Source organism: Streptomyces sp. NBC_00094, from assembly GCF_026343125.1.
GTDB lineage: Bacteria > Actinomycetota > Actinomycetes > Streptomycetales > Streptomycetaceae > Streptomyces.
Genome location: NZ_JAPEMB010000001.1, coordinates 985,872 through 1,004,797, shown reverse-complemented (window position 1 = coordinate 1,004,797; position 18,926 = coordinate 985,872). Strand labels below are relative to the sequence as shown.

Genomic DNA, 18,926 nt, shown 5'->3' with positions numbered 1-18,926 from the left:
TCGCCTCCTCCTCGAATCAGTGCGCACGGTGCGGGTGGTGCTCCTGGGACTGATGGACGGCCGTCCGGCCCTCGGCGGCGAGCGCCACGAGGTAGGAGCGGAGCAGGGCGGTACGGGCCAGCGGGGCGACCAGACCCACGTATCCGTCGGGCCGTACGAGCCGCAGGTCGTCCGGGTGACCGAGGCGCCGGCCCTCGGCGGCGTCCCGGGGCGTCACGGGCAGGACGCGGACCTGAGCGGGAAACCCGTCGCAGGCCGCCCTCAGGGCGTCGACGACGCCTGCGCGGGCCCGTTCGGCGCGCAGGACCAGCGTCCATCGGTCGTACCCGAGCAGGGTGTGCAGCCGGACGGCGGTGGTGGTGTCGGTGTCGGCGGCATCTTCCGTGGCGCGGCCGGTGGTGACCGTGACGTCCGGCATCCGGTCGCCCGCGCGCGGGCCCGAGCGGTGGCGGCGGCCCGGACGGTGCCGGGACAGCGCGCTGTCCCGGTGGTTGCGGCCCAGGTCGCTCAGACGCAGGTCCAGCCGGCGCTGGACGCGGCGCCGGGCGAGGGCGGCGGGCACGGTCGCCGTGAACGCCCGGTAGCCGAGCGGCGGGAGCGGCAGCTCCATGAAGTTGAACCGCATCTCGCGGATGTACCGCACGGCCATCAGGCGTTGTTCGTCGCTGTACGTGTCGAGGAGTTCCGCGCCCGCGTGCCCGTGGTGCACGGCGGCCAGCTTCCAGGCGAGGTTGTGGGCGCCGAGGATGCCGACGTTCATGCCGTGGCCGCCGACCGGGGCCCAGGCGTGCGCCGCGTCCCCGGCGAGCAGCCCGCGACCGGAGCGGAGCCGGGCGGCGACCCGGTCGCTGAACCGGGCCCGGTTGAGCCAGCGGTGCTCGGTCGCGGCGAGCCGGAGGCCGGGCATCCGGGCCGTCTCCGCGACCAGGTCCCGCAGCTCGTCGAGGGTCGGGGCGGCGGTCAGCGTGGGGTCGGGGTCGTCCCGGAAGCAGAAGAAGCGGAAGCCGCCGCCGGGCAGCGGGAAGACGAGCAGGGAGCGGTGCGGGGCCAGGAAGATGTGGCCCCGGCCGGGCTCCTCGCCCAGCGACCAGGTCGGGTGGGCGTTGCCCTGGACGACCTGGAGACCGGTGCGGCGGCGCCCCTCGAAGGGGATGCCGAGACGGTCCCTGACCACGCTGGCCGTGCCCTCGCAGCCGACGATCCACGGAGCGGCCGCGGACGCGACCGTGCCGTCCTCGTGGCGCAGGGTGAACTCGGCCCTGTCGTCATGGATCTTGACGTCCGTCAGCTCGGTGTTCCACTCGACCCGGGTGCCGAGCCGGGCCAGCTCCTCGGCGAGGAGGCGCTCGATGTCGTGCTGCTCGATGTTGAGGGGGCGGGCGTGGGCCGATCGCGCCCAGCCGGTGGTGAGTTCGCCGAGCGCCCGGTCACGGGAGTGGATCGTCACCGCCTCCAGCTCCACCCCGTGGCGCCCGAGCGTCCCGCCGACCCCCAGGTCGCCGAGTGCCTCCCTGGCCCGCGCCCACAGGACGAGGGCCCGGGCCTCGCGCTTGGTCGCGGGCGCCTTGTCGACGATCCGGACGCATAGCCCCAGCCGGCGCAGGCCGATGGCCAGGGTGAGGCCGACAGGGCCGGCCCCGACCACGCACACGTCGACGTCGCCGGCCGGGGCTCCTTCCCCGACCCGGCCGACGTTCCCGACCCGGCCGACGTTCCCGGCCCGGCCGACGTTCCTGTCCCCGCCGGTGTCCTTGTCGCTTCCCGCGTCCAACCCGGTCACCCCCGCCTTCCGTTCTCCACGCTCCGCTCGCGGTCCCGGTGTTCAGCGTGCTTGCGGAAGATCACCTTCAACAGGGCGTGCACGGGGGCGCGGGGATCACTGCGATCAGGGAAGATGACGACCTGTGCATCATCTGTTCCGTTTGGGTGACGAGGGAGGGGATCCGGCCGTCCGCGCCGCTCACCGGCCCCGAACCGCCCGAGGTGAGTCGCGCTGCGCTGGCCGGATCGACACCCTCGAACCTGCCGCCGAAGCCTCGGAGTCGACGTGCGGAAGGCCGGCCGGGAGGGTCCGGGGGCCGCGGATGGCCTCCTCACGCCGCGGGGCGTGGCCAGTTCCGGACAGGTCGTTCGGGAAGGGGCGGCCGTCCCGAGGGCGTACGGAGGTCGCAGCCCCCGTCCTCCGCGACCATCCGGCCGACGGTGTTGTCGGTCGCGTGCCGTACAACTGAGAGCGGGGAGAGCGCAGGACGGCACGACCGCAGGGCGTACGACCGTACGAGGGGGACTGTACGTGGACACTTTCGTGGACCGGGGACGCGCCGACCGCGCACCTCTCGTCGGGCGAGCCCGGGAACTGGACCGGCTGGGCGCGATGCTGGACGTGGTCCTCGACGGACGGACGGAGGGGCCGGGCGGCCCGGTGGCCGTGGACGTCACGGGCGAGCCCGGCATCGGGAAGACCCGGCTCCTGACGGAGTTCGCGGTACGGGCCAGAGGGCGCGGCGCGACCGTCCTGCGCGGGCGGGCCGCGGCCTTCGACGGGGGCGGGGGCACCCCCTTCCACGCCGTCCTCGACGCCTTCGCCGACCTCGACCACCGGGACCGCGCCACCGCCCCCGCCCTGGCCGAACTCGCCCGGCTCGTCGAGCGCGACGAGCCGGGCGAGGGAGCCGGGGTACGTGTGGAGGCTGCTCCGGGCGTCGTGGCAGCGGCGAGAGTCCCGGCCGAGGCGAGTGTCCGGGCCGAGGCAAGTGCCCCGGCGGAGGCGTGCGCCTCGGTCGGTACGACCGTCCCGGGAGCCGTGACCGCCTCGGGTACGGCACGGGAGCCGGGCGGTCGCCGCGGTGACGCGCGCGCGGGCGAGGGCGGCCCGCGATACGGCGGGCGGGTGCGGGGGATCGGCGCGGCGCTGGGGCGGGTCCCGGCGCCCGGGCTCGTCCTCCTGCTCGACGACCTCCACGGCGCGGACCCGGCCACCGTCGCCCTCGTCGACCATCTTCTCCGGCACCCGCTGCGCGCACCGGTCCTGCTCGTGGTGGCCCGCCGCGAGCGTCAGACGCCGCCCGCCCTCGCCTCCGTGCTCGCCCGGGCCGCCGACTCCGGCGTCCTCGCCCGGCTGGCCCTCGGCCCGCTGGAGCGGCACGCCTGCGCCGAGGCGCTCGCCCCCGGGCTTCCGCCGGACACCGTCCGGGAGTTGTACGCGGCCAGCGGCGGCAACCCGCTCTACCTCCGCGCCCTCGCCCACACCCGTACCCACCGGGGGGCGTCGCCCGGCACCGGACCTGTGGCGGTGCTCCTCGACGAACTGACCCCGCTCGGCCGGGCGGAGCGGGCGGTCGTCGACGCCCTCGCCGTGCTCGACGGCCGTGCCACGCCCGAGCTCCTCGCCGCGGTGGCCATCGCCGACGCCGCCGAAGGGGCGGACGGGGAAGGGCGGGAGGCGATCGACGTGGCCCTGCGCGCCCTGGCCCGCCGTGACCTCGTCCGGTCCGACGAGGACGGACGCACCCTCGGCCCGCGCCACCCGGCCCTCCCGGAACTGGTCCGGGGAGCCCTGGACCCGTGGCGGCGCCGTGAGTTGCACCGACGGGCGGCGGCCGCCCTCGACCGGGCCGGCGCACCCGCCACCGCGCGGGCCCCGCACGTCGTGGGCGCCGCGACCGGCCGGGACGAGGCGACCGCCGCCGTGCTCGTCGAAGCGGCCGAGCGGACCGGGGCGGTCGATCCCGAGCGCGCCGCCCACTGGCTCGCGGCCGCCCTCGACCACCTCCCCGACACCCCCGAACACCTCACTCTCCGCCGCGAACTGACGCTCCGACGGGCGAGGTCCCTCGGTTCGGCCGGCCGCGTCGCGGAGAGCCGGGACCTCCTCCACCACCTCATCGACAGCTGCCGCCCCGAACCTCGCTCCGGCCCCTTCCCCGACTCCGACCCCCCTTCCGACTCCGACTCCGACTCCGACTCCGACTCGGACTCGGACTCGGACTCCGACTTGGACTCCGGCTCCGGCTTCGGTCCCGGTCCCGGTCCCGGTTCCGGCGCGGACGACCCGGACACGGCACGGATCCGGACCTCGGCCGTCCTGCTGTGCGCGTTCATGGAGCGCCACCTCGGCCGCTACCCCGAGGCGGACGCGCTGGTCCGCCGCGAACTGGAGCGCACCCCCGGTCCCCGGGCCGGCCTGCGCACCGGGCTGGTCGTCGAGTGGGGCGCCCGGGCCCTCTTCGCCACCTGCTACCCCGAGGTCCGCGAGGAGGTCGACCGGACCCTCGGCGAGGCCCGGCGCCGCCACGACGAGGCGGACACGGCGGAGGCCCTGACCCTGTCCGCCCTCGGCGAGGTGTACGAGGGCGAGACCGCCACCGCCCGCGCCCGCGCCACCGAGGCCGCGGCCCTCATCGACGCCCTCACGGACGGCGAACTGGCCGGGCACGTCGAGTCGCTGGTGCGGCTGGGCTGGAGCGAGGCCTTCCTCGAGGCGTACGGGACGGCGGAGCGCCACACCACGCGGGGCATCGTGGTGGCCCGCCGCGCCGGACGGCCGTTCGCGCTCTCGCAGCTCCTCCTCTGTTCGGCGTACGTCCACTTCCTGACCGGCAGGGTCGGCACCGCCCTCGACCTGGCCGAGGAGTCCCTCTCCGTCGCCCGCGCCCTGGGCGGCGCCGAACTCCTCGGCTTCAGCCGCGCGATCCGCGCCACGGTCCTCCTCCACGCCCGTCCCCTCGACGACCCCGAGGCTCTGGCGGCCGCCGAGGAGGCCGCGGCCACCGTGGGCACCGCCCAGGGCTGGTGGGCCACGCAGGCGCGCTGCATGCTCGCCCACAGCGTGCCGGTGGGCCAGGACCCGCACCGGGTGCGCGGGGCGCTCGTGCTCGCGGGCGGCGACCCGGACCTGTCCCGGCTCCAGCCCTCCCTGCGCCCGGGCTATCTCGAACTCCTCGCCACGGCGGCCCTCGCGGCCGGAGACGTCCCGGAGGCCGAGCGCGCGGCCCGTCTCGCCCTGACCGAGGCGGAACGGCTCGGCCTGCCCGTCCAGCGCGGCGCCGCCCGGCGCGCGTGGGGGCGGGTGCTGGCCCACCGGGGCGAATCGGCGGCCGCCGCCCTGGCCTTCACGGAGGCGGCACGGGAGAGCGCGCTGTCCGGCGCCGCTCTGCGCGAGGCCCACAGCCTGCTCCTCGCCGCCCCGCACGTGCGCGCCTCGGGCGACGGCCCGCGGGCCGCCGCGCTCTGGCGCAGAGGCCGTCGGCTGGCGGCCGAGGGCGGCGCCGGCATGCTGGTGGACCTGGCCGACCGGACCGGGCAGGCCCCGACGGAAGGCGCCGCGGGCGGACGTCTCGCCGTGCTCACCCCGCGCGAGCGCGAGATATCCGTCCTCGTGGCGGAGGGGCTGACCAACCAGGCCGTCGCCGACCGGCTCTGCCTGAGCCCCCGCACGGTCGAGAGCCATGTCGCCCGGGTGTACCGCAAGACGGGCGTGGAGACCCGGGCGGGCCTCGCCTCGCTGGTCGTCAGGAACGGGGTGGGCGGAGGTCAGTTCTCGCGGGGATAGACGGAGGTCACCCGGCCCTTCGTGTCGGCGTTGAGATAGGCGACGCCGTACGTGTCGGAGAGGTAGATGCTCAGGCCGGGGCCGCTCCCGAGCAGCGTCGAGCCCGGGGTGACGACGAGGTACCGGCTGGTGGGCCGGTCGATGCCCAGCTCCTTGTCGGCCCGCTTCATGAGCGCGGTCAGGGCGCCCCAGTCGAAGACGTCCAGGTCGGTCGGGACCGCGCCGGGGAAGGCGGTGCCGCCGGGGCCCTCACGGACGGCCACGTCCTCGCCCCGGTAGACGTACCGGTCGTACCGCTTCGTACTGCCCTTGACCATCGACTCGGCCACCGCGTACTCCGGGTACACGACGAAGCCGGTGACCTTCGCGCCGTCCGTGGCGGCGTGGACCGCGGCGACGGCGGCCCTGATCCCGGCGGGCGTGAGCAGATCGCGCGGCTTCGGGGCCGAGGTCTTCCCGGTCCCCGTCCCCTTACCCGACCCCGGTGTCGTCGACGAGGTGGGGCCCTGCGCGGCCGGCGCGGTGGTCGGACCGTCTTGGGCCTCACCGGGCCCCCAGTCCCACGTCATGGCGCCGACGGGGATGCCGACCGCGAGGACCACGACGAGCGCGCTGCCGAAGAACCGGCCGGCGCGCCCCCTCCGGCGGCCACCGGAGGCAGGCACCACTGGGGTCGGCTCCACGCCGTCCGCCGACGCCGACGCGGACGCCGACGCGGACGCGGACGGGGAGGGGGAGGAGGAGACGGAGGGCGGGGCGGGGGCCGGGGCGGGTATGGACGGCGCCGTCTCCGGAGGGACGGCGCCGGGAGGCGCCAGCCGGAACGAGGTGGCGGCGTCGCCGTCGTGCGCCTCGGCTCCTTCCGACGACCCCTTACCGGTTGTCGTCGCCGTACCGGCTGTCTCCGTACGGGCCGGGGCCTCGACGCTCCCGGTCCGCGCGTCCGTCGGCTTCGCGTCCGCAGGCTCCGCGGCGTCCGGGGCGTCCGGGGCGGCTTGGGCATCCGAGGCGACCGTGCCCGATGCGTCCGTCGCCCCCGTCGCCGCCGCCGCGACGGTCAGGGCCCGGTCGAGTTCCGCCGTGTCCGGGCGGGCGGAAGGGTCCCGTACCAGCAGGCGGGTCAGGATGTCGGTCAGCACGCCTGCCCGCACCGGCGGTGGTACGTCGTCGGAGATCACGGCCGCCAGGGTCGCGAGGGTGTTCTCCCGGCGCAGTGGGTGGTGGCCCTCCACCGCCACGTACAGCAGCATCCCCAGGGACCACAGGTCGGCGGCCGGACCGCTCGCGCCGCCGCGGATCCGCTCGGGCGCCATGTAGTCGGGCGAGCCGATGATCGAACCCGAGGCCGTGAGGACGGTGGACTCGCGGATCGCCGCGATGCCGAAGTCCGTGAGGACCGGCCGCCCGTCCGGCCGCAGCAGGACGTTGGCGGGCTTCACGTCGCGGTGCTCGATGTCCCGCTCGTGGGCGGCCGTCAGGGCCGCGAGCAGGCGGTGTCCGAGCACGGCGGCCTCGACGGGTGTCATCGTGCCCCGGTCGAGGCGGTCCTGGAGGGAGCCGCCGGTGACCAGCTCCATCACGAGCCAGGGGTACGTCCCCTCGCCGGCGTCCACGATGTGATGGATCGTCACCACGCCGGGGTGGTCGATCCGGGCCAGCGCCCGGGCCTCGCGGAGCACCCGCGCCCGCAGCGTCCGGGCGCCCTCGACGTCGTACTCGGCCATGGCGGGGTCCGGCGGCCGTACCTCCTTGAGGGCCACGTCACGGTGGAGGGCCAGGTCGCGGGCGCGCCAGACGGTTCCCATCCCGCCTCCGCCGAGCCGCGCCACGAGCTCGAAACGGCCGTCGATCACTCTGTTCACACGCACCCCTGTACTCGGGATCTCCGCGCGGCGGGCCGGACGCGCGTTCATCGAGGTCGCGACGACTCTCGCAGACCGCCTCCCGCCCGCACATCCGTAGAACTACGGAAGATCCACGGAAGCGCCACGGAGCCGACGGCACCCCGCGCCGGCACGCGTACCGGAATCGAACGGCCGCACTGCGCAGCGCCCGCCGTGAACGACTCGGCTAGGGTGATTCGGTAGGGATTGCGCCCTCCGGGGCCAGGCCGATTCGTAGGTCGATGCGTTGGAGACTCACCAGTCGTCGAGCAAGGTTCCGCAGCCGCCCCGAGCGGCCGTGGGCAACGCGAGCGTGCTTCGCGAGCTGCTGCCCATCGCCCTCTGGCGGGAGGACGCCGAGGGCCGGATCGTCGAATGGTCCCTCGCCGCCCAGGACCTCCTCGGCCACCGGCCCGAGCACGTCCTCGGCCGTCTCGCCACCCCGCTCCTCGTTCCCGAGGCCAACCGTGAGCTGGCCGCCGGGCTCACCGTGCGCGTCCAGAACGGCGAGACCATGGTCGGCACGCTGCCCGTCCGCCACCGGGACGGCCACACGATCACCATGGAGATGTGGATCGTGCCCGCCGCGGACCCGGAGGGACGGCCCGGCGCGATGCTCATCGCCGTGGAGACGTCCGAGGTCCTGCGGATGCGGGAGAACCTCGCGGCGATGGAGAGCCTCTTCACCCAGTCGCCCATCGGCCTCGCTCTCCTCGGCCCCGACCTGCGCTTTCTCCGCGTCAACGACGCCCTCGCCGACATGAACGGGGTCCCGGCCTCCGGCCACGTCGGCCGGCGTCTCACCGAGGTCGTGCCCGGCGTCAACGCGACCGCGCTCGAATCCCTCATGCGCCAGGTCCTCGACAGCGGAACCGCCGTCGTCGACGCCCGGCGGGTGGGCCGTACGCCCGCCGACCCCAGCCGCGACCACATCTGGTCGTGCTCGTACGCCCCTCTCAGCGACCGGGCCGAGCAACCCCTCGGGCTCATCGCCTCGCTCGTCGACATCACCGAGAGCCAGGAGGCGCACATCGAGGTCGAGCGGGCCCGGCACCGCTTCGCCCTGCTCGCCGAGGCCGGCGCCCGGATCGGCACCACCCTCGACCTCCAGCAGACGGCCGAGGAGGTGGTGGGCTTCCTCGTACCCCAGCTCGCCGACTCCGCCGACGTGCAGATGCTGGAGGCCGTCCTCGAACCGGACGACCCGGCCGCCTCCACGCGCGGAGTCCTGCGCCGGCTCGCGGCAGGATTCCCCGACCCGACCGCGCCCACGTCGCTGCTCGCTCCGGGGCAGACCTTCCAGCTCCCGCTGGACTCCGTCTACGAGCAGGTCGTCGACCGGGGGAGACCCACGAACCTCTACATCTCCGACCTCCCGGCGCTCTTCACCGACCCGCGCACGGAGGCGCTCCGCACCTACTTCGCCACCCGGATCGGCTCGGCCCGCCTCATCCCCCTGGTGGCCAGGGGGAAGGTGCTCGGCGCGGTCACCGTGACCCGGCTGCGGACCCGTGAGCCCTTCGACGCGCAGGACTGCGTCCTCATCGACGAGGTCGTGGCCCGCGCCGCCCTCAACATCGACAACGCCCGCCTCTACACCACCCAGCGCGAGGCCGCCCTCACCCTCCAGCGCAGCCTCACCAACAGTGCGCTGCCCGCCGTCACCGGCCTCGAACTCACCGGCCGCTATCTGCCCGCGAGCGCCCACGACGTCGGTGGCGACTGGTTCGACGTCATCGCCCTCCCCGGCGGCCGCACGGGCCTGGTCATCGGCGACGTCATGGGGCACGGCATCCACGCCGCGGCCGTCATGGGCCAGCTGCGGACCGCCGTACGCACCCTCGCCCGCCACGACATCGCCCCGGCCCGGATGCTCAGCTCGCTCGACGACGTCGTCACCGATCTGGGCGAGGACGAGATGGCCACGTGCGTGTACGCGGTCCACGACCCGGCGGCCGGACGCTGGGTCATCGCCCGCGCCGGCCATCCGCCGCCGGCGCTCGCGACCCCGGACGGGACCATCACCTTCCTCGAAGGCCCGCCCGGCACCCCGCTGGGCACCGGAGCCCACGACTTCGGTACGGAGGAGGTCGCCCTGCCCGAGGGCGGCCTGCTCGTCCTCTACACGGACGGTCTCATCGAGGCCCGCGACCGGGACCTCGACCAGGGCATGAGTCAGCTCGCCCAGGCGCTGCGGGGCCTCGACCGGCCCCTGGGCACCCTGTGCGACGAGGTCCTCGCGCGGCTCCTCGCCGCCGGTCCGGCGCAGGACGACGTGGCGATCCTCATGGCCCGTACGACCCGCTGACGGCGCCGTCCGGCCGTACCGGCTCAGGCGTCCCGGCGGTGGAGCCGGTGGAGGTCCCGGAGGAGGGCGACCTCCGCGCCGTGGTGGAGGAGCTCCTGGTTCACCCACCAGACGGTCTCCAGGAACAGGTCCTCCGGGTCGCTGCCGTGCGGATAGGTGCTGTACCCGACGGTGTCGAGCGCCGCGTCGTCGACGGAGAGCAGCGCCTTCCGCCAGGAGCCGGCGGCGGATTCGAAGGCCGCCACGGCGGAGGCCGCGTCACCGCTGATCCGGTAGTCGTCGCGGGTCAGGGAGTGGCTGCCGTTCGTGTGGTCGGCGCGCAGCGCGAGCAGCTCGCTCAGGTGGCTCAACCGCCAGGCGATCGTCGTGAACGGCGGCGGCGTGGGGTGCGGCGGCGGCGTCGCGTCCCGCCCCCAGCCGCCGACGCCCGTCAGGACGGTCGCGCGCGGTCCCGGCCCGTCGGTGCGGCGGCGGACGGACCAGCAGTCCGGGACCGGCTCCCAGAGGTACTCCGCGTCGGTCATCGGGCCGACCTCGACATCCGTACCGTTCCCGCTGTCCATCACCGGACCCGACATCCGGTCGGTGAGCCGCTGCCGCGCGAAGTCGAACTGGGCGAGCAGGGGGACGAGGCGATCGGGTACGGCCATCAGGTGCTCCGGAACAGGTGGGGACAGTGCGTCCGGAGCCTGTCACAGGCCCTTTCCGAGGCGCTCGGAGTTTTCTGCCCCGGGCTGCCCTCGGCCGTTCGCGGTCAGAGGGAGACGACGGTCACCTCGGTCGCCTTGACCCCCGTCCAGACCGGCACCCCGTCCGCCAGGCCCAGCTCGGCCGCCGCCTGTGGCGTGATCTCGGCGACGAGGTCCGGGGCCCGGTCGGAGGTGACCAGGACCCGCAGCCGGCTGCCGCTCGCGGTGATCTCCCGTACGGTGCCGGGCCAGACGTTACGGGGGCTGCCGCCGGGCTTCTCCCGGTGGACGGCCACCGCCTCGGGCGCGATGATCGCGAGGGCCCGCGTGCCGGGCGGCGGCGGCTCGGCGGCGACGAGCGCGCCGCCCCCGTCGAGCGCGAGCCCCTCGGCGGTCGCGGCACCCGGCCACGCGTTGCTGCCCAGCATCCGGGCGACCCACGGCGACCGGGGGTGCCGGGACACCTCGCCGGGGGCGGCGTCCTGGAGCGTGCGCCCGTCCTCCAGGACGAGGACCCGGTCGGCCAGGGAGACGGCCTCCACGGGGTCGTGGGTGACGATCAGGCAGACCCCGCCGAACCCGGCGAGATGGGTGCGCAGGGTGTGCCGCACATGGGCCCGTGTCGTCTGGTCGAGCGCGGCGAGCGGCTCGTCGAGGAGCAGCAGCCGGGGCCGGGCGGCCAGCGCGCGGGCGAGGGCGACCCGCTGCGCCTGGCCGCCGGACAGCTGCGCGGGGCGGCGGTGCGCGAGGTGCCCCACGCCGAGCCGGTCGAGCCAGCCGTGGGCCGCCCGCCGTGCCTCGGCGCGCGGAACCCCGTGGGCCCGGAGGCCGTACGCCGTGTTCGAGAGTGCGGACAGATGCGGGAACAGCGCCCCGTCCTGCGGCACCCAGGCCACCCGGCGCCGGTGCGGCGGCAGGTCGGTGACGTCGGTGTCGCCGAGCCGCAGGGTGGCGTGGGCGCGGGGCGTGAGGCCGAGGAGGGCGCGGAGGAGGGTCGTCTTGCCGGCTCCGTTGGGGCCGACGACGGCGATCGTCGTGCCGGGGTCGGCGTCCAGGGTCAGTTCGGTGAAGCCGCCGACCTCCGCCCGCAACGCCCAGCGCCCACCGTCCGGCACCGCGTCGGCCGCCCCGCCGTCCGGCACCGCGTCGGCTGCCCCGTCGGCCGGGACGGGGGCCGCCCCGTCGACGGGACCGGCGCCCGGCTCGACGACGGGTTCGGGCAAGGGCGCGGTCCGCCGGGGCGACGACGGCGTGCCCGTCCAGCGGCCGCGCAGGGCGACGAGTACGGCCATGGCGATGGCGAGCAGCAGCAGGGAGACGGAGGTCGCGGCCTCGGGCTCCTCCTGGAGCAGCAGGTACACGTGGAGCGGCAGGGTCTGGGTGGTGCCGGGGAGGTTGCCGGCGAAGGTGATCGTGGCGCCGAACTCGCCGAGCGCCCGCGCCCAGGTGAGCGCGGCCCCGGCGAGCAGGCCGGGCGCGACCATCGGGAGGGTGACGGTGAAGAAGACCCGTACCGGCGAGGCGCCGAGGGAGGCCGCCGTCTCCTCGTACCGGGGCCGCAGCCCGCCGAGCGCGCCCTCCAGGCTGATGACGAGGAACGGCATGGCCACGAAGGTCGCGGCGAGGACCGCCCCCGAGGTGTGGAAGGGGAACGTGATGCCGAACGAGGACTCCAGCCAGGGACCCAGGAGGCCGCGCCGCCCGAACGCGAGCAGCAGTGCCACACCGCCCACGGTGGGCGGCAGCACCATCGGCAGCAGGACGAGCGAGCGGACGAGCGCCTTGCCGCGGAACGGCACCCGGGCGAGCAGCCAGGCCAGCGGGACGCCGAGCAGGAGGGAGAGGCCGAGCGCCCAGAAGGAGACCACCAGCGACAGCCTCAGGGCCTCCACGGTGCCGGGGTCCGTCAGGTGAGCCCCGAAGGCACCCCACTCGGTACGGGCCAGGACGCCGACGAGGGGCAGGACCAGGAACGCCACGGCGAGGAGCGCGGGGACGGCGAGCACGATCGGGGTGCGCGGGCCGTGACCGGTGGGGCGGACGCGGAGGCGTTTCATCGGGGTTCCCTGACAGCAGGTGGAGGTGGGGGCTGTCCGTCCCCCCGGACGCGGACAGCCCCCACGGAGGGTTCCGGGGCCACGGCCGTGGGAGGCCGGCGTCCCGGAGGATCTTCGGTGGCGCGGATCAGGTGGGGATCACACGCGGATCAGGCGCGGTCGATGTGCACGCTGGTCGACTTCACGCGGGCGGTCGCCTGCATCCCGACCTCCAGACCCAGCTCCTCGACGGCCTCGCGGGTGAGGAGGGAGACGAGTCGGTGCGGGCCGGCCTGGATCTCGACCTGGGCGGCGACGTCACCGAGCTTGACCGCGGTCACGATCCCGGGGAACGCGTTCCGCGCCGAGGTGTACGACTCGTCCTCGTCGCCCGGGGCGCTCTGGGCGAGCTCGACGGAGAAGGCGGCGAGGTCACGGCCGTCCACGAGACGCCGGCCGCCCTCGTCACGATGGGTGGCGACCCGGCCGGCGTCGGCCCAGCGGCGTGCGGTGTCGGGGCTGACGCCCAGGAGGCGCGCCGCCTGTCCGATGGTGTAGGACTGCATGTGCGCCACGGTAGGCCGCTCGACCTCCTATCTACAATGGATCAAGGCGCTTCTCGGCGCATCTGCCCACCTCATTGGAGGAAGCGACAAGCCGGGGCGGCGCTCCTCACGAGCTGCCCGAGCGGCGTCCGACCGCCTCGACCAGCGGCAGCAGCCGGTGCGGAACCCGCTCACGCAGCGCGATCTCGGTCCGGGTGCGGACCACCCCCGGCAGCCGGATCAGCCGCTGGATGACGTCCTCCAGGTGCCCGGCGTCCCGGGCCACCACACGCGTCAGCAGATCCCCGCCACCGGTGATCGAGAAGGCCTCCACGATCTCCGGCACGCCCGCGAGCGCGTCGCCGACCTCCTCCAGACGGCCCTGGGTCACCTCGACGTGGACGAAGGCGAGCACCGGGTGACCGAGCGCGGCGGGGGAGAGGACCGGGCCCGTCGCCGTGATCACCCCGTCCCGCTCCAGACGGTCGATCCGCGCCTGTACGGTGCCCCGCGCCACGCCCAGGATCCGCGCGTACTCCCGCACGCTCGTCCGCGGCTGTTCGATGAGGAGACGCAGGATTCGGGTGTCGAGTTCGTCCACCGCCATGGCCGGTCGGCCTCCTTCGTCACCGCGGGTCGAGCTGTCCGTTCGTGACTCTACCCATGGCGTGGCCTGCGGCGACGTGCCGACGGGCCGCCCGCGGCGCGTCGCCCGGCCGCCCGGCACCCCGCTCAGTAGCCCTCGACGCTCAGCTCGGTGATGGAGGCGAAGAGGTGCTCCCAGACCTCCGTACCGGGCGCGTCCTCGGCGAGCGCCTCGGCGTCGACGGCGGCCATCTCCCGCAGGAACGTCTCCGCGCCCTCCTCGCCGGGGTACGGGTCCCAGCAGGCGCCCATGTGACGGCGTACGCCCTCAAGGAACAGGACGAACGCCTCCAGATCGCGTACGAGGGGGAAGGCGGCGTCCCCGCCGGGGCCGTGGCTGCCGTCGGGCTGCCGCAGCGCGACCGCGCCGGTGACGGGGTGGACGAAGACCTCGCCCGGGTCGCAGAAACCCAGGTCGAAGACGCCGACCCGGAGCAGACCGTCGGGACCGGGGCCCAGCAGGTCCTTCTCCAGCGCGAACGAGGTGACGCCGGCTCCCCAGTGGCGGGGCAGGCCTACCCGGGCGAGCAGGACGCGGGTCGGCTCGTGGGTGAGGACGTCGGGAAGCTCCGCCGCCGGGACCCGGACGACCCCGTCGGCCCCGAACGCCCGCTCAAGCCGGTCGCCGGTGAGCGGCCCGACACCACCTCGCACTCCGGCCCGCCCCCTGGAGTCACCACGGGCCTGGCTCCCGGCTCCTGCCCCGTTCTCGCCTTCGTCTCCGTCACCGACCTCGCTCTCGGCTCCGACCCCGCCCTCGCCCCCAGGCCGGAACCACGGCTCGCCGTCGCCCGGTGCCGTCCACCCGGACGGCTCCGTGCCGTCCTTCGGGAGGGCGGCCGCCGCCTCGTTCCGCTCGACGAGCACCACCCCGCGCGCGTCGAGGAAGAGGAACCGTCCCCCGTCCACCACCAGGGGCTCCTCCCAGGACTCCGGGCAGTGCAGCGGCGCTTCGTCCCCGTCCCCGTCGAACAACCAGGGCCCGTCGGGGGCCTCGTCGTCGAGGGGCTCGAAGTCGCCGTCCTCGGGGGCGGCGCAGCGCTCGCCGGTGGCCAGGTCGAACCACGCGTCCGCGCACCACAGCGCCCACACCTTCACCAGCCGCCGGCCCCCGGCCTCGTACACGTCGGCCGAGCGGTCGCCGCTCAGGTTCGGCTCCGCCTCGTACACGCCGACCGGCCGCCACCACGCCCACACCGTCCGCCAGGGAAGGCCCGGTTCGGCGGCGGCGACCCGCTCCGCGTAGGCGTCGTGGCCCAGCACGGTCGCCGCGAAGTGCAGCCACGAGGCGAACTCGGCGGAGGACACCCGGGCGCCCCCGAACACGGCCTCGGCCTGGGTGAACACCTCGCGCCCCACGCCGCCGAGCTCGTCGGGCAGGGCGGCCAGCCGGGCGCGGAGTTCGGCGCGGTCGTGGCGGAGGACGAGGGCGGGGTCGTCCATGAGGGAGCGGAGTTCTCGGTCGGTCATGGGAGCAGCGTGCCAGCCGCCGGGACCGGCGGTCACCGCACCCCCGGGCGTTCCCGTGGGGTGCCCCGACCCCGGTGTCAGAGCCAGCCGTTGCGGCGGAAGCCCCGGTGAATGGTGAAGCAGGCGACGGCGATGACGGTGAGGGTCACCGGGTAGCCGTAGGTCCAGCGCAGCTCGGGCATGTGCTCGAAGTTCATGCCGTAGACGCCGCAGACCATCGTGGGGACGGCGACGATCGCGGCCCAGGCGGTGATCTTCCGCATGTCCTCGTTCTGGGCGACGGTCACCTGCGCGAGATGGGCCTGGAGGATCGAGTCCAGCAGGGCGTCGAAGGACGTGACCTGCTCGGCGACCCGGGCGAGATGGTCGGACACGTCGCGGAAGTACGCCCTGATGTCCGGGTCGACCAGCGGCATCGGCTGGGTGGCGAGGTGCTGGAGGGGCCGGCCCAGCGGCGTCACGGCCCGCTTGAGTTCGAGGAGTTCGCGCTTCAGCTGGTAGATGCGCCCGGCGTCCCGCCGGTCCGCGTGCTCGGAGAAGACCGCGCTCTCGATCGCGTCCAGGTCGTTCTGGACGGCGTCCGCGACGGCGAGGTAGTCGTCCACGACGTGGTCCGCCATCGCGTGCAGCACGGCGGAGGGCCCCTTCGCCAGCTGCTCGGGCAGGTCCTCCAGGGCCTCGCGCAGCGGGCCGAGGGAACCGTGGCCGCCGTGCCGGATGGTGATGACGAAGTCGGGCCCGACGAAGGCCATCAGCTCGCCCGTGTCCACGACCTCGCTGGTGGCGGTGAGTTCCTCGTGCTCGACGTAGCGGACGGTCTTGAAGACGGCGAAGAGGACACCGTCGTACTGCTCCACCTTGGGCCGCTGATGGGCGTTGACCGCGTCCTCCACCGCGAGCGGGTGGAGCCCGAAGAGCTCGGCGAGCCCCGTGAACTCCTTCTCGTCCGGCTCGTGCAGACCGATCCAGACGAACCCGTCGCCGGCCTTGCGGACCTGGCGCAGGGCCTCCTCGGCCGACCCGCGCCCGCTCCTTCGTACGCCGTCGAGGTAGACGGCGCAGTTGACCACCGCGCTGCCGAGCGGGGAGCGGGCCGGGTGGCTGAGGTCGACGGTGCGCCGGTACGTCAGACGGACGGCTCTGCGCAGACGCTGGATCATGGACACTACGTGCTCCCTCGGCGGATCGACGGGTCAGTCTGCCACCGTCTCCGCCGCCTTCGCGAGTATCCGCCGGACGAGAGCCCTGATCAGGGGCCGACGAGGTCCGTGGGGTCGGTGTTGGCGCCGCAGAGGATCACGCAGACCGTCTCGTCGGGCGCGGGGCGGTATCCGGAGCCGGCCGTGTCGTCCCAGGGGCCGGCCAGCGCGGCGACGGCGGTGGCGGCCGCGTGCTCGACGGCGAGCCGGTGGTCGTCCCACAGGGCCTGCCGGGCACGGACGATCGCGGCGTCGGGGACGAGCACGGAGTGGACGCCGTCCTGCTGGGCGGCGTGCAGGGCGGTGGCGGAGACGCGACGGGCCCCGAGGGAGTCCGCCGCGACCGAGTCGACGGTGACGTCGACGGGCCGGCCGGCGTGGAGGGCGGCGTCCAGGGCGCGGCAGTTCTCGGGTTCGACGGCGACGGTACGGATGCCGTGGTGCAGGGCAGCCGTGGCGACACCGGCGAGGAGACCGCCGCCGCCGACCGCGACGACGACGGTGTCGAGGCCGGGGATCCGCCGGTGGATCTCGTCGAGCAGGGTGCCCGCTCCGGCGGCGATCAGGGGATGGTCGTACGCGTGCGAGGCCAGCGCTCCGGACACCCGCGCGAACTCCTCGCAGGCGGCGAGGGCGTCGGCGTACTCGGTGCCGACCAGCCGGACGTCCGCGCCGTACTCCCGGAGCCGGGCGACCTTGACCCGCGGCGCGGTCGTCGGCAGGAACACGGTGGCGGGGACGCCCTGCCGGCCGGCGGCCCAGGCGCAGGCGAGCCCGGCGTTCCCGCCCGAGGCGATCGTGACCCCGGCGGCGGGGAGGGTGCCGGCCTCGCGGTGCGCGAGCAGGAAGTTCTGGGCGCCGCGGGCCTTGAACGAGCCGGTGTGCTGCATCAGCTCAAGGGCGAGATGGACCCCGCCGGGCTCGGTGGGGCCGGCGAGGGCGACGGGCCGGACGTGACCGGAGACGCGGTCGGCGGCGGTGGCGATGTCGCCGTAGACGAGGGCGGGGGTGGGCACGGGCGCTCCTGCGGATGGTCGTCCGGGGCGCTCGACGACCCCGCTGCACATCCCCCGAACCTACCTCGGGCCGCCGGTGGAGCGTCGGGACCGGTGTTGAAGACTGCGGTCATGGAGTTCTTCTGTTACCACCGCGACCGGTCCGACTCCCTGAAGCTGCGACAGGAGCTGCTGGAGGCCCACTGGTCCTACATGGACGGGTACGGGGCGGAGATGATCGCGCGCGGCCCGACCCTCACCGGCGACGGTGAGGAGCCCACCGGCAGCGTGCACATCGTCGACCTGCCGGATCCCGCCGCCGCCCGCGCGTTCGCCTTCGACGAGCCCGGCTACCAGGCCGGCGTGTACCGCGACGTGATGCTGCGCCGGTGGCGCAACATGCTGGGACGCACCATGTGGGAGTTCCCCGGCGGCGGGACCGAGGGTGACCGGTACCTGGTGTTCGGCCTCGGCGCGGGACAGCCCGTCGACCTCGCCGTGCCGCCGGGCGGCGACGAGTTGATCGCGTACGGCCCGCTGCTCTCCGACGACGGCGAGGCCTGGCTGGGCACCGCGGCGCTGGTGCGCGCGCCGGACCCGGCCACGGCCCGCGCGGTCCTCGGCGCCGACGGGTACGCCGACGTCGAGGTCCACCGCTGGCAGTTCGGCGGACGACCGTCGTGATCCGCGGGGGCGGGAGCGGGGGCGGGGCCGGGGGCCGGCTCAGCCCAGTCTGAGGTCGTCGCCCGCGCGCGCCACACGCAGCAGGGCCGTCGTGATCACGGCGGCCTCCTCGTCCGTGAGGTGCCGGGCGAAGTGCTCCTGGATGCCGCGCATGTAGACGGGCGCGGTCTCGCGCAGCGCGGCCCGGCCCGCCTCGTTGATCACCGCCCAGGTCACGCGCTTGTCCGTCGCGTCGGGCTCCTTGCTCACCAGGCCGGACCGCGCCATCTCGTCGACCAGCCGGCTCACCCGGGTCCTGCTGAGGACCACGCGCTCGGCGACCTCCTGCATCCGCAGCCCCTGCTCGCCCGCCCCGCGTAGTTCGAGGAGTACGTCGTACCAGGTCAGCGGGATGCGGCCGTTGCGCTGCACATCGCTCTCGATCGCGCGCACCGCGGCGTTGTGGGCCAGGAGCAGGGCTCGCCAGGCCTCGACTCGTCTCTCACCTTCTCTCATGGGAAAAGTATAGCTTGTGTGCGCACGCACAGACTATTAAGGTGTGTGCAGACGCACGGAACTATTGATTGGTGAGGGAGATCCCATGGCTCAGCGAATCGCGCGCGACGTACTGAAGAAGAAGATCGACGAGAACCTGATCACGGTCGTCGAGGCGCTGCCGGCCCAGTACTACAACGACAAGCACCTGCCCGGAGCCCTCAACCTGCCGCACGACCAGGTGGACGCGCTGGCCCCGGGCCTGCTGCCCGACAAGGACGCGGAGATCGCCGTCTACTGCGCCAACGGCCCGTGCCCCAACTCCGGCATCGCCGCCGAGCGTCTCGTCGAGCTCGGCTACACCCAGGTGTTCGAGTACTACGAGGGCAAGGACGACTGGGTCGAGGCCGGCCTGCCGACCGAGTCCGTCGCCTGACGGAAGGAGCG

The 18,926-nt window shown here is 74.7% G+C and carries 14 protein-coding genes; 4 read left to right on the top strand and 10 right to left on the bottom strand.

Annotation, left to right across the window (positions count from 1 at the left end):
- Positions 1 to 16 precede the first annotated feature (16 nt).
- Positions 17 to 1,780, bottom strand: a complete 1,764-nt coding sequence (locus OG580_RS04170) for an FAD-dependent monooxygenase (protein WP_267042276.1) — start codon at positions 1,778 to 1,780, stop codon at positions 17 to 19.
- Positions 1,781 to 2,293: 513 nt separating this feature from the next.
- Between OG580_RS04170 and OG580_RS04165 the strand changes: the two genes are divergently transcribed.
- Complete coding sequence (locus OG580_RS04165) at positions 2,294 to 5,551, top strand: LuxR family transcriptional regulator (RefSeq protein ID WP_267042275.1); 3,258 nt, start codon at positions 2,294 to 2,296, stop codon at positions 5,549 to 5,551.
- On the opposite strand, the gene OG580_RS04160 is transcribed toward OG580_RS04165, so the two are convergent.
- The gene (locus tag OG580_RS04160; protein WP_267042274.1) at positions 5,533 to 7,464 is read right to left on the bottom strand and encodes a serine/threonine-protein kinase; all 1,932 of its coding nucleotides are present in this window, start codon (positions 7,462 to 7,464) and stop codon (positions 5,533 to 5,535) included. The genes OG580_RS04165 and OG580_RS04160 overlap by 19 nt on opposite strands.
- A 217-nt stretch (positions 7,465 to 7,681) precedes the next feature.
- On the opposite strand from OG580_RS04160, the gene OG580_RS04155 reads away from it, so the two are divergent.
- Positions 7,682 to 9,742, top strand: coding sequence for a SpoIIE family protein phosphatase (locus OG580_RS04155; RefSeq protein ID WP_267042273.1), 2,061 nt, complete (start codon positions 7,682 to 7,684; stop codon positions 9,740 to 9,742).
- A gap of 23 nt (positions 9,743 to 9,765) precedes the next feature.
- Here the strand turns inward: OG580_RS04155 and OG580_RS04150 are convergent, their stop codons facing one another.
- The 7 genes from OG580_RS04150 to OG580_RS04120 all read right to left on the bottom strand — a co-directional run bounded on the left by OG580_RS04150 (position 9,766) and on the right by OG580_RS04120 (position 17,342).
- On the bottom strand, positions 9,766 to 10,392 hold the full coding sequence (locus tag OG580_RS04150; protein ID WP_267042272.1) for a DinB family protein: 627 nt from the start codon (positions 10,390 to 10,392) through the stop codon (positions 9,766 to 9,768).
- A gap of 104 nt (positions 10,393 to 10,496) precedes the next feature.
- Positions 10,497 to 12,488, bottom strand: a complete 1,992-nt coding sequence (locus OG580_RS04145) for an ABC transporter permease (RefSeq protein WP_267042271.1) — start codon at positions 12,486 to 12,488, stop codon at positions 10,497 to 10,499.
- 149 nt (positions 12,489 to 12,637) lie between these two features.
- A complete protein-coding gene (locus tag OG580_RS04140) occupies positions 12,638 to 13,033 on the bottom strand; it encodes a molybdopterin-binding protein (RefSeq protein WP_267042270.1) in 396 nt (131 codons plus the stop codon).
- Between the two features lie 106 nt (positions 13,034 to 13,139).
- On the bottom strand, positions 13,140 to 13,619 hold the full coding sequence (locus OG580_RS04135; RefSeq protein WP_267042269.1) for an Lrp/AsnC family transcriptional regulator: 480 nt from the start codon (positions 13,617 to 13,619) through the stop codon (positions 13,140 to 13,142).
- Between the two features lie 125 nt (positions 13,620 to 13,744).
- The gene (locus OG580_RS04130; protein WP_267042268.1) at positions 13,745 to 15,127 is read right to left on the bottom strand and encodes an SUKH-4 family immunity protein; all 1,383 of its coding nucleotides are present in this window, start codon (positions 15,125 to 15,127) and stop codon (positions 13,745 to 13,747) included.
- 77 nt (positions 15,128 to 15,204) lie between these two features.
- Positions 15,205 to 16,287, bottom strand: coding sequence for a magnesium and cobalt transport protein CorA (locus OG580_RS04125; RefSeq protein ID WP_267042267.1), 1,083 nt, complete (start codon positions 16,285 to 16,287; stop codon positions 15,205 to 15,207).
- An 89-nt stretch (positions 16,288 to 16,376) separates the two neighbouring features.
- Positions 16,377 to 17,342 carry a serine/threonine dehydratase gene (locus tag OG580_RS04120; protein WP_267042266.1) on the bottom strand — a complete coding sequence of 322 codons (966 nt, stop codon included), beginning with the start codon at positions 17,340 to 17,342 and terminating at the stop codon, positions 16,377 to 16,379.
- Positions 17,343 to 17,453: 111 nt separating this feature from the next.
- Between OG580_RS04120 and OG580_RS04115 the strand changes: the two genes are divergently transcribed.
- Positions 17,454 to 18,005, top strand: coding sequence for a YciI family protein (locus OG580_RS04115; protein WP_267042265.1), 552 nt, complete (start codon positions 17,454 to 17,456; stop codon positions 18,003 to 18,005).
- A 39-nt stretch (positions 18,006 to 18,044) separates the two neighbouring features.
- Here OG580_RS04115 and OG580_RS04110 read toward each other — a convergent pair whose 3' ends face one another.
- Positions 18,045 to 18,500: a MarR family winged helix-turn-helix transcriptional regulator gene (locus tag OG580_RS04110; protein ID WP_267042264.1), complete on the bottom strand. Its 456-nt coding sequence runs from the start codon at positions 18,498 to 18,500 to the stop codon at positions 18,045 to 18,047.
- 85 nt (positions 18,501 to 18,585) lie between these two features.
- Here OG580_RS04110 and OG580_RS04105 point away from each other — a divergent pair, with 85 nt between their 5' ends.
- On the top strand, positions 18,586 to 18,915 hold the full coding sequence (locus OG580_RS04105; protein ID WP_267042263.1) for a rhodanese-like domain-containing protein: 330 nt from the start codon (positions 18,586 to 18,588) through the stop codon (positions 18,913 to 18,915).
- Positions 18,916 to 18,926 lie beyond the last annotated feature (11 nt).

Excerpts from the sequence above, each read along its gene's own strand:
- OG580_RS04160 (WP_267042274.1), bottom strand. The coding sequence starts at position 7,464 with ATGAACGCGCGTCCGGCCCGCCGCGCGGAGATCCCGAGTACAGGGGTG.
- OG580_RS04150 (WP_267042272.1), bottom strand. The coding sequence starts at position 10,392 with ATGGCCGTACCCGATCGCCTCGTCCCCCTGCTCGCCCAGTTCGACTTC.
- OG580_RS04145 (WP_267042271.1), bottom strand. The coding sequence starts at position 12,488 with ATGAAACGCCTCCGCGTCCGCCCCACCGGTCACGGCCCGCGCACCCCG.
- OG580_RS04140 (WP_267042270.1), bottom strand. The coding sequence starts at position 13,033 with ATGCAGTCCTACACCATCGGACAGGCGGCGCGCCTCCTGGGCGTCAGC.
- OG580_RS04135 (WP_267042269.1), bottom strand. The coding sequence starts at position 13,619 with ATGGCGGTGGACGAACTCGACACCCGAATCCTGCGTCTCCTCATCGAA.
- OG580_RS04130 (WP_267042268.1), bottom strand. The coding sequence starts at position 15,127 with ATGACCGACCGAGAACTCCGCTCCCTCATGGACGACCCCGCCCTCGTC.
- OG580_RS04125 (WP_267042267.1), bottom strand. The coding sequence starts at position 16,287 with ATGATCCAGCGTCTGCGCAGAGCCGTCCGTCTGACGTACCGGCGCACC.
- OG580_RS04115 (WP_267042265.1), top strand. The coding sequence starts at position 17,454 with ATGGAGTTCTTCTGTTACCACCGCGACCGGTCCGACTCCCTGAAGCTG.
- OG580_RS04110 (WP_267042264.1), bottom strand. The coding sequence starts at position 18,500 with ATGAGAGAAGGTGAGAGACGAGTCGAGGCCTGGCGAGCCCTGCTCCTG.
- OG580_RS04105 (WP_267042263.1), top strand. The coding sequence starts at position 18,586 with ATGGCTCAGCGAATCGCGCGCGACGTACTGAAGAAGAAGATCGACGAG.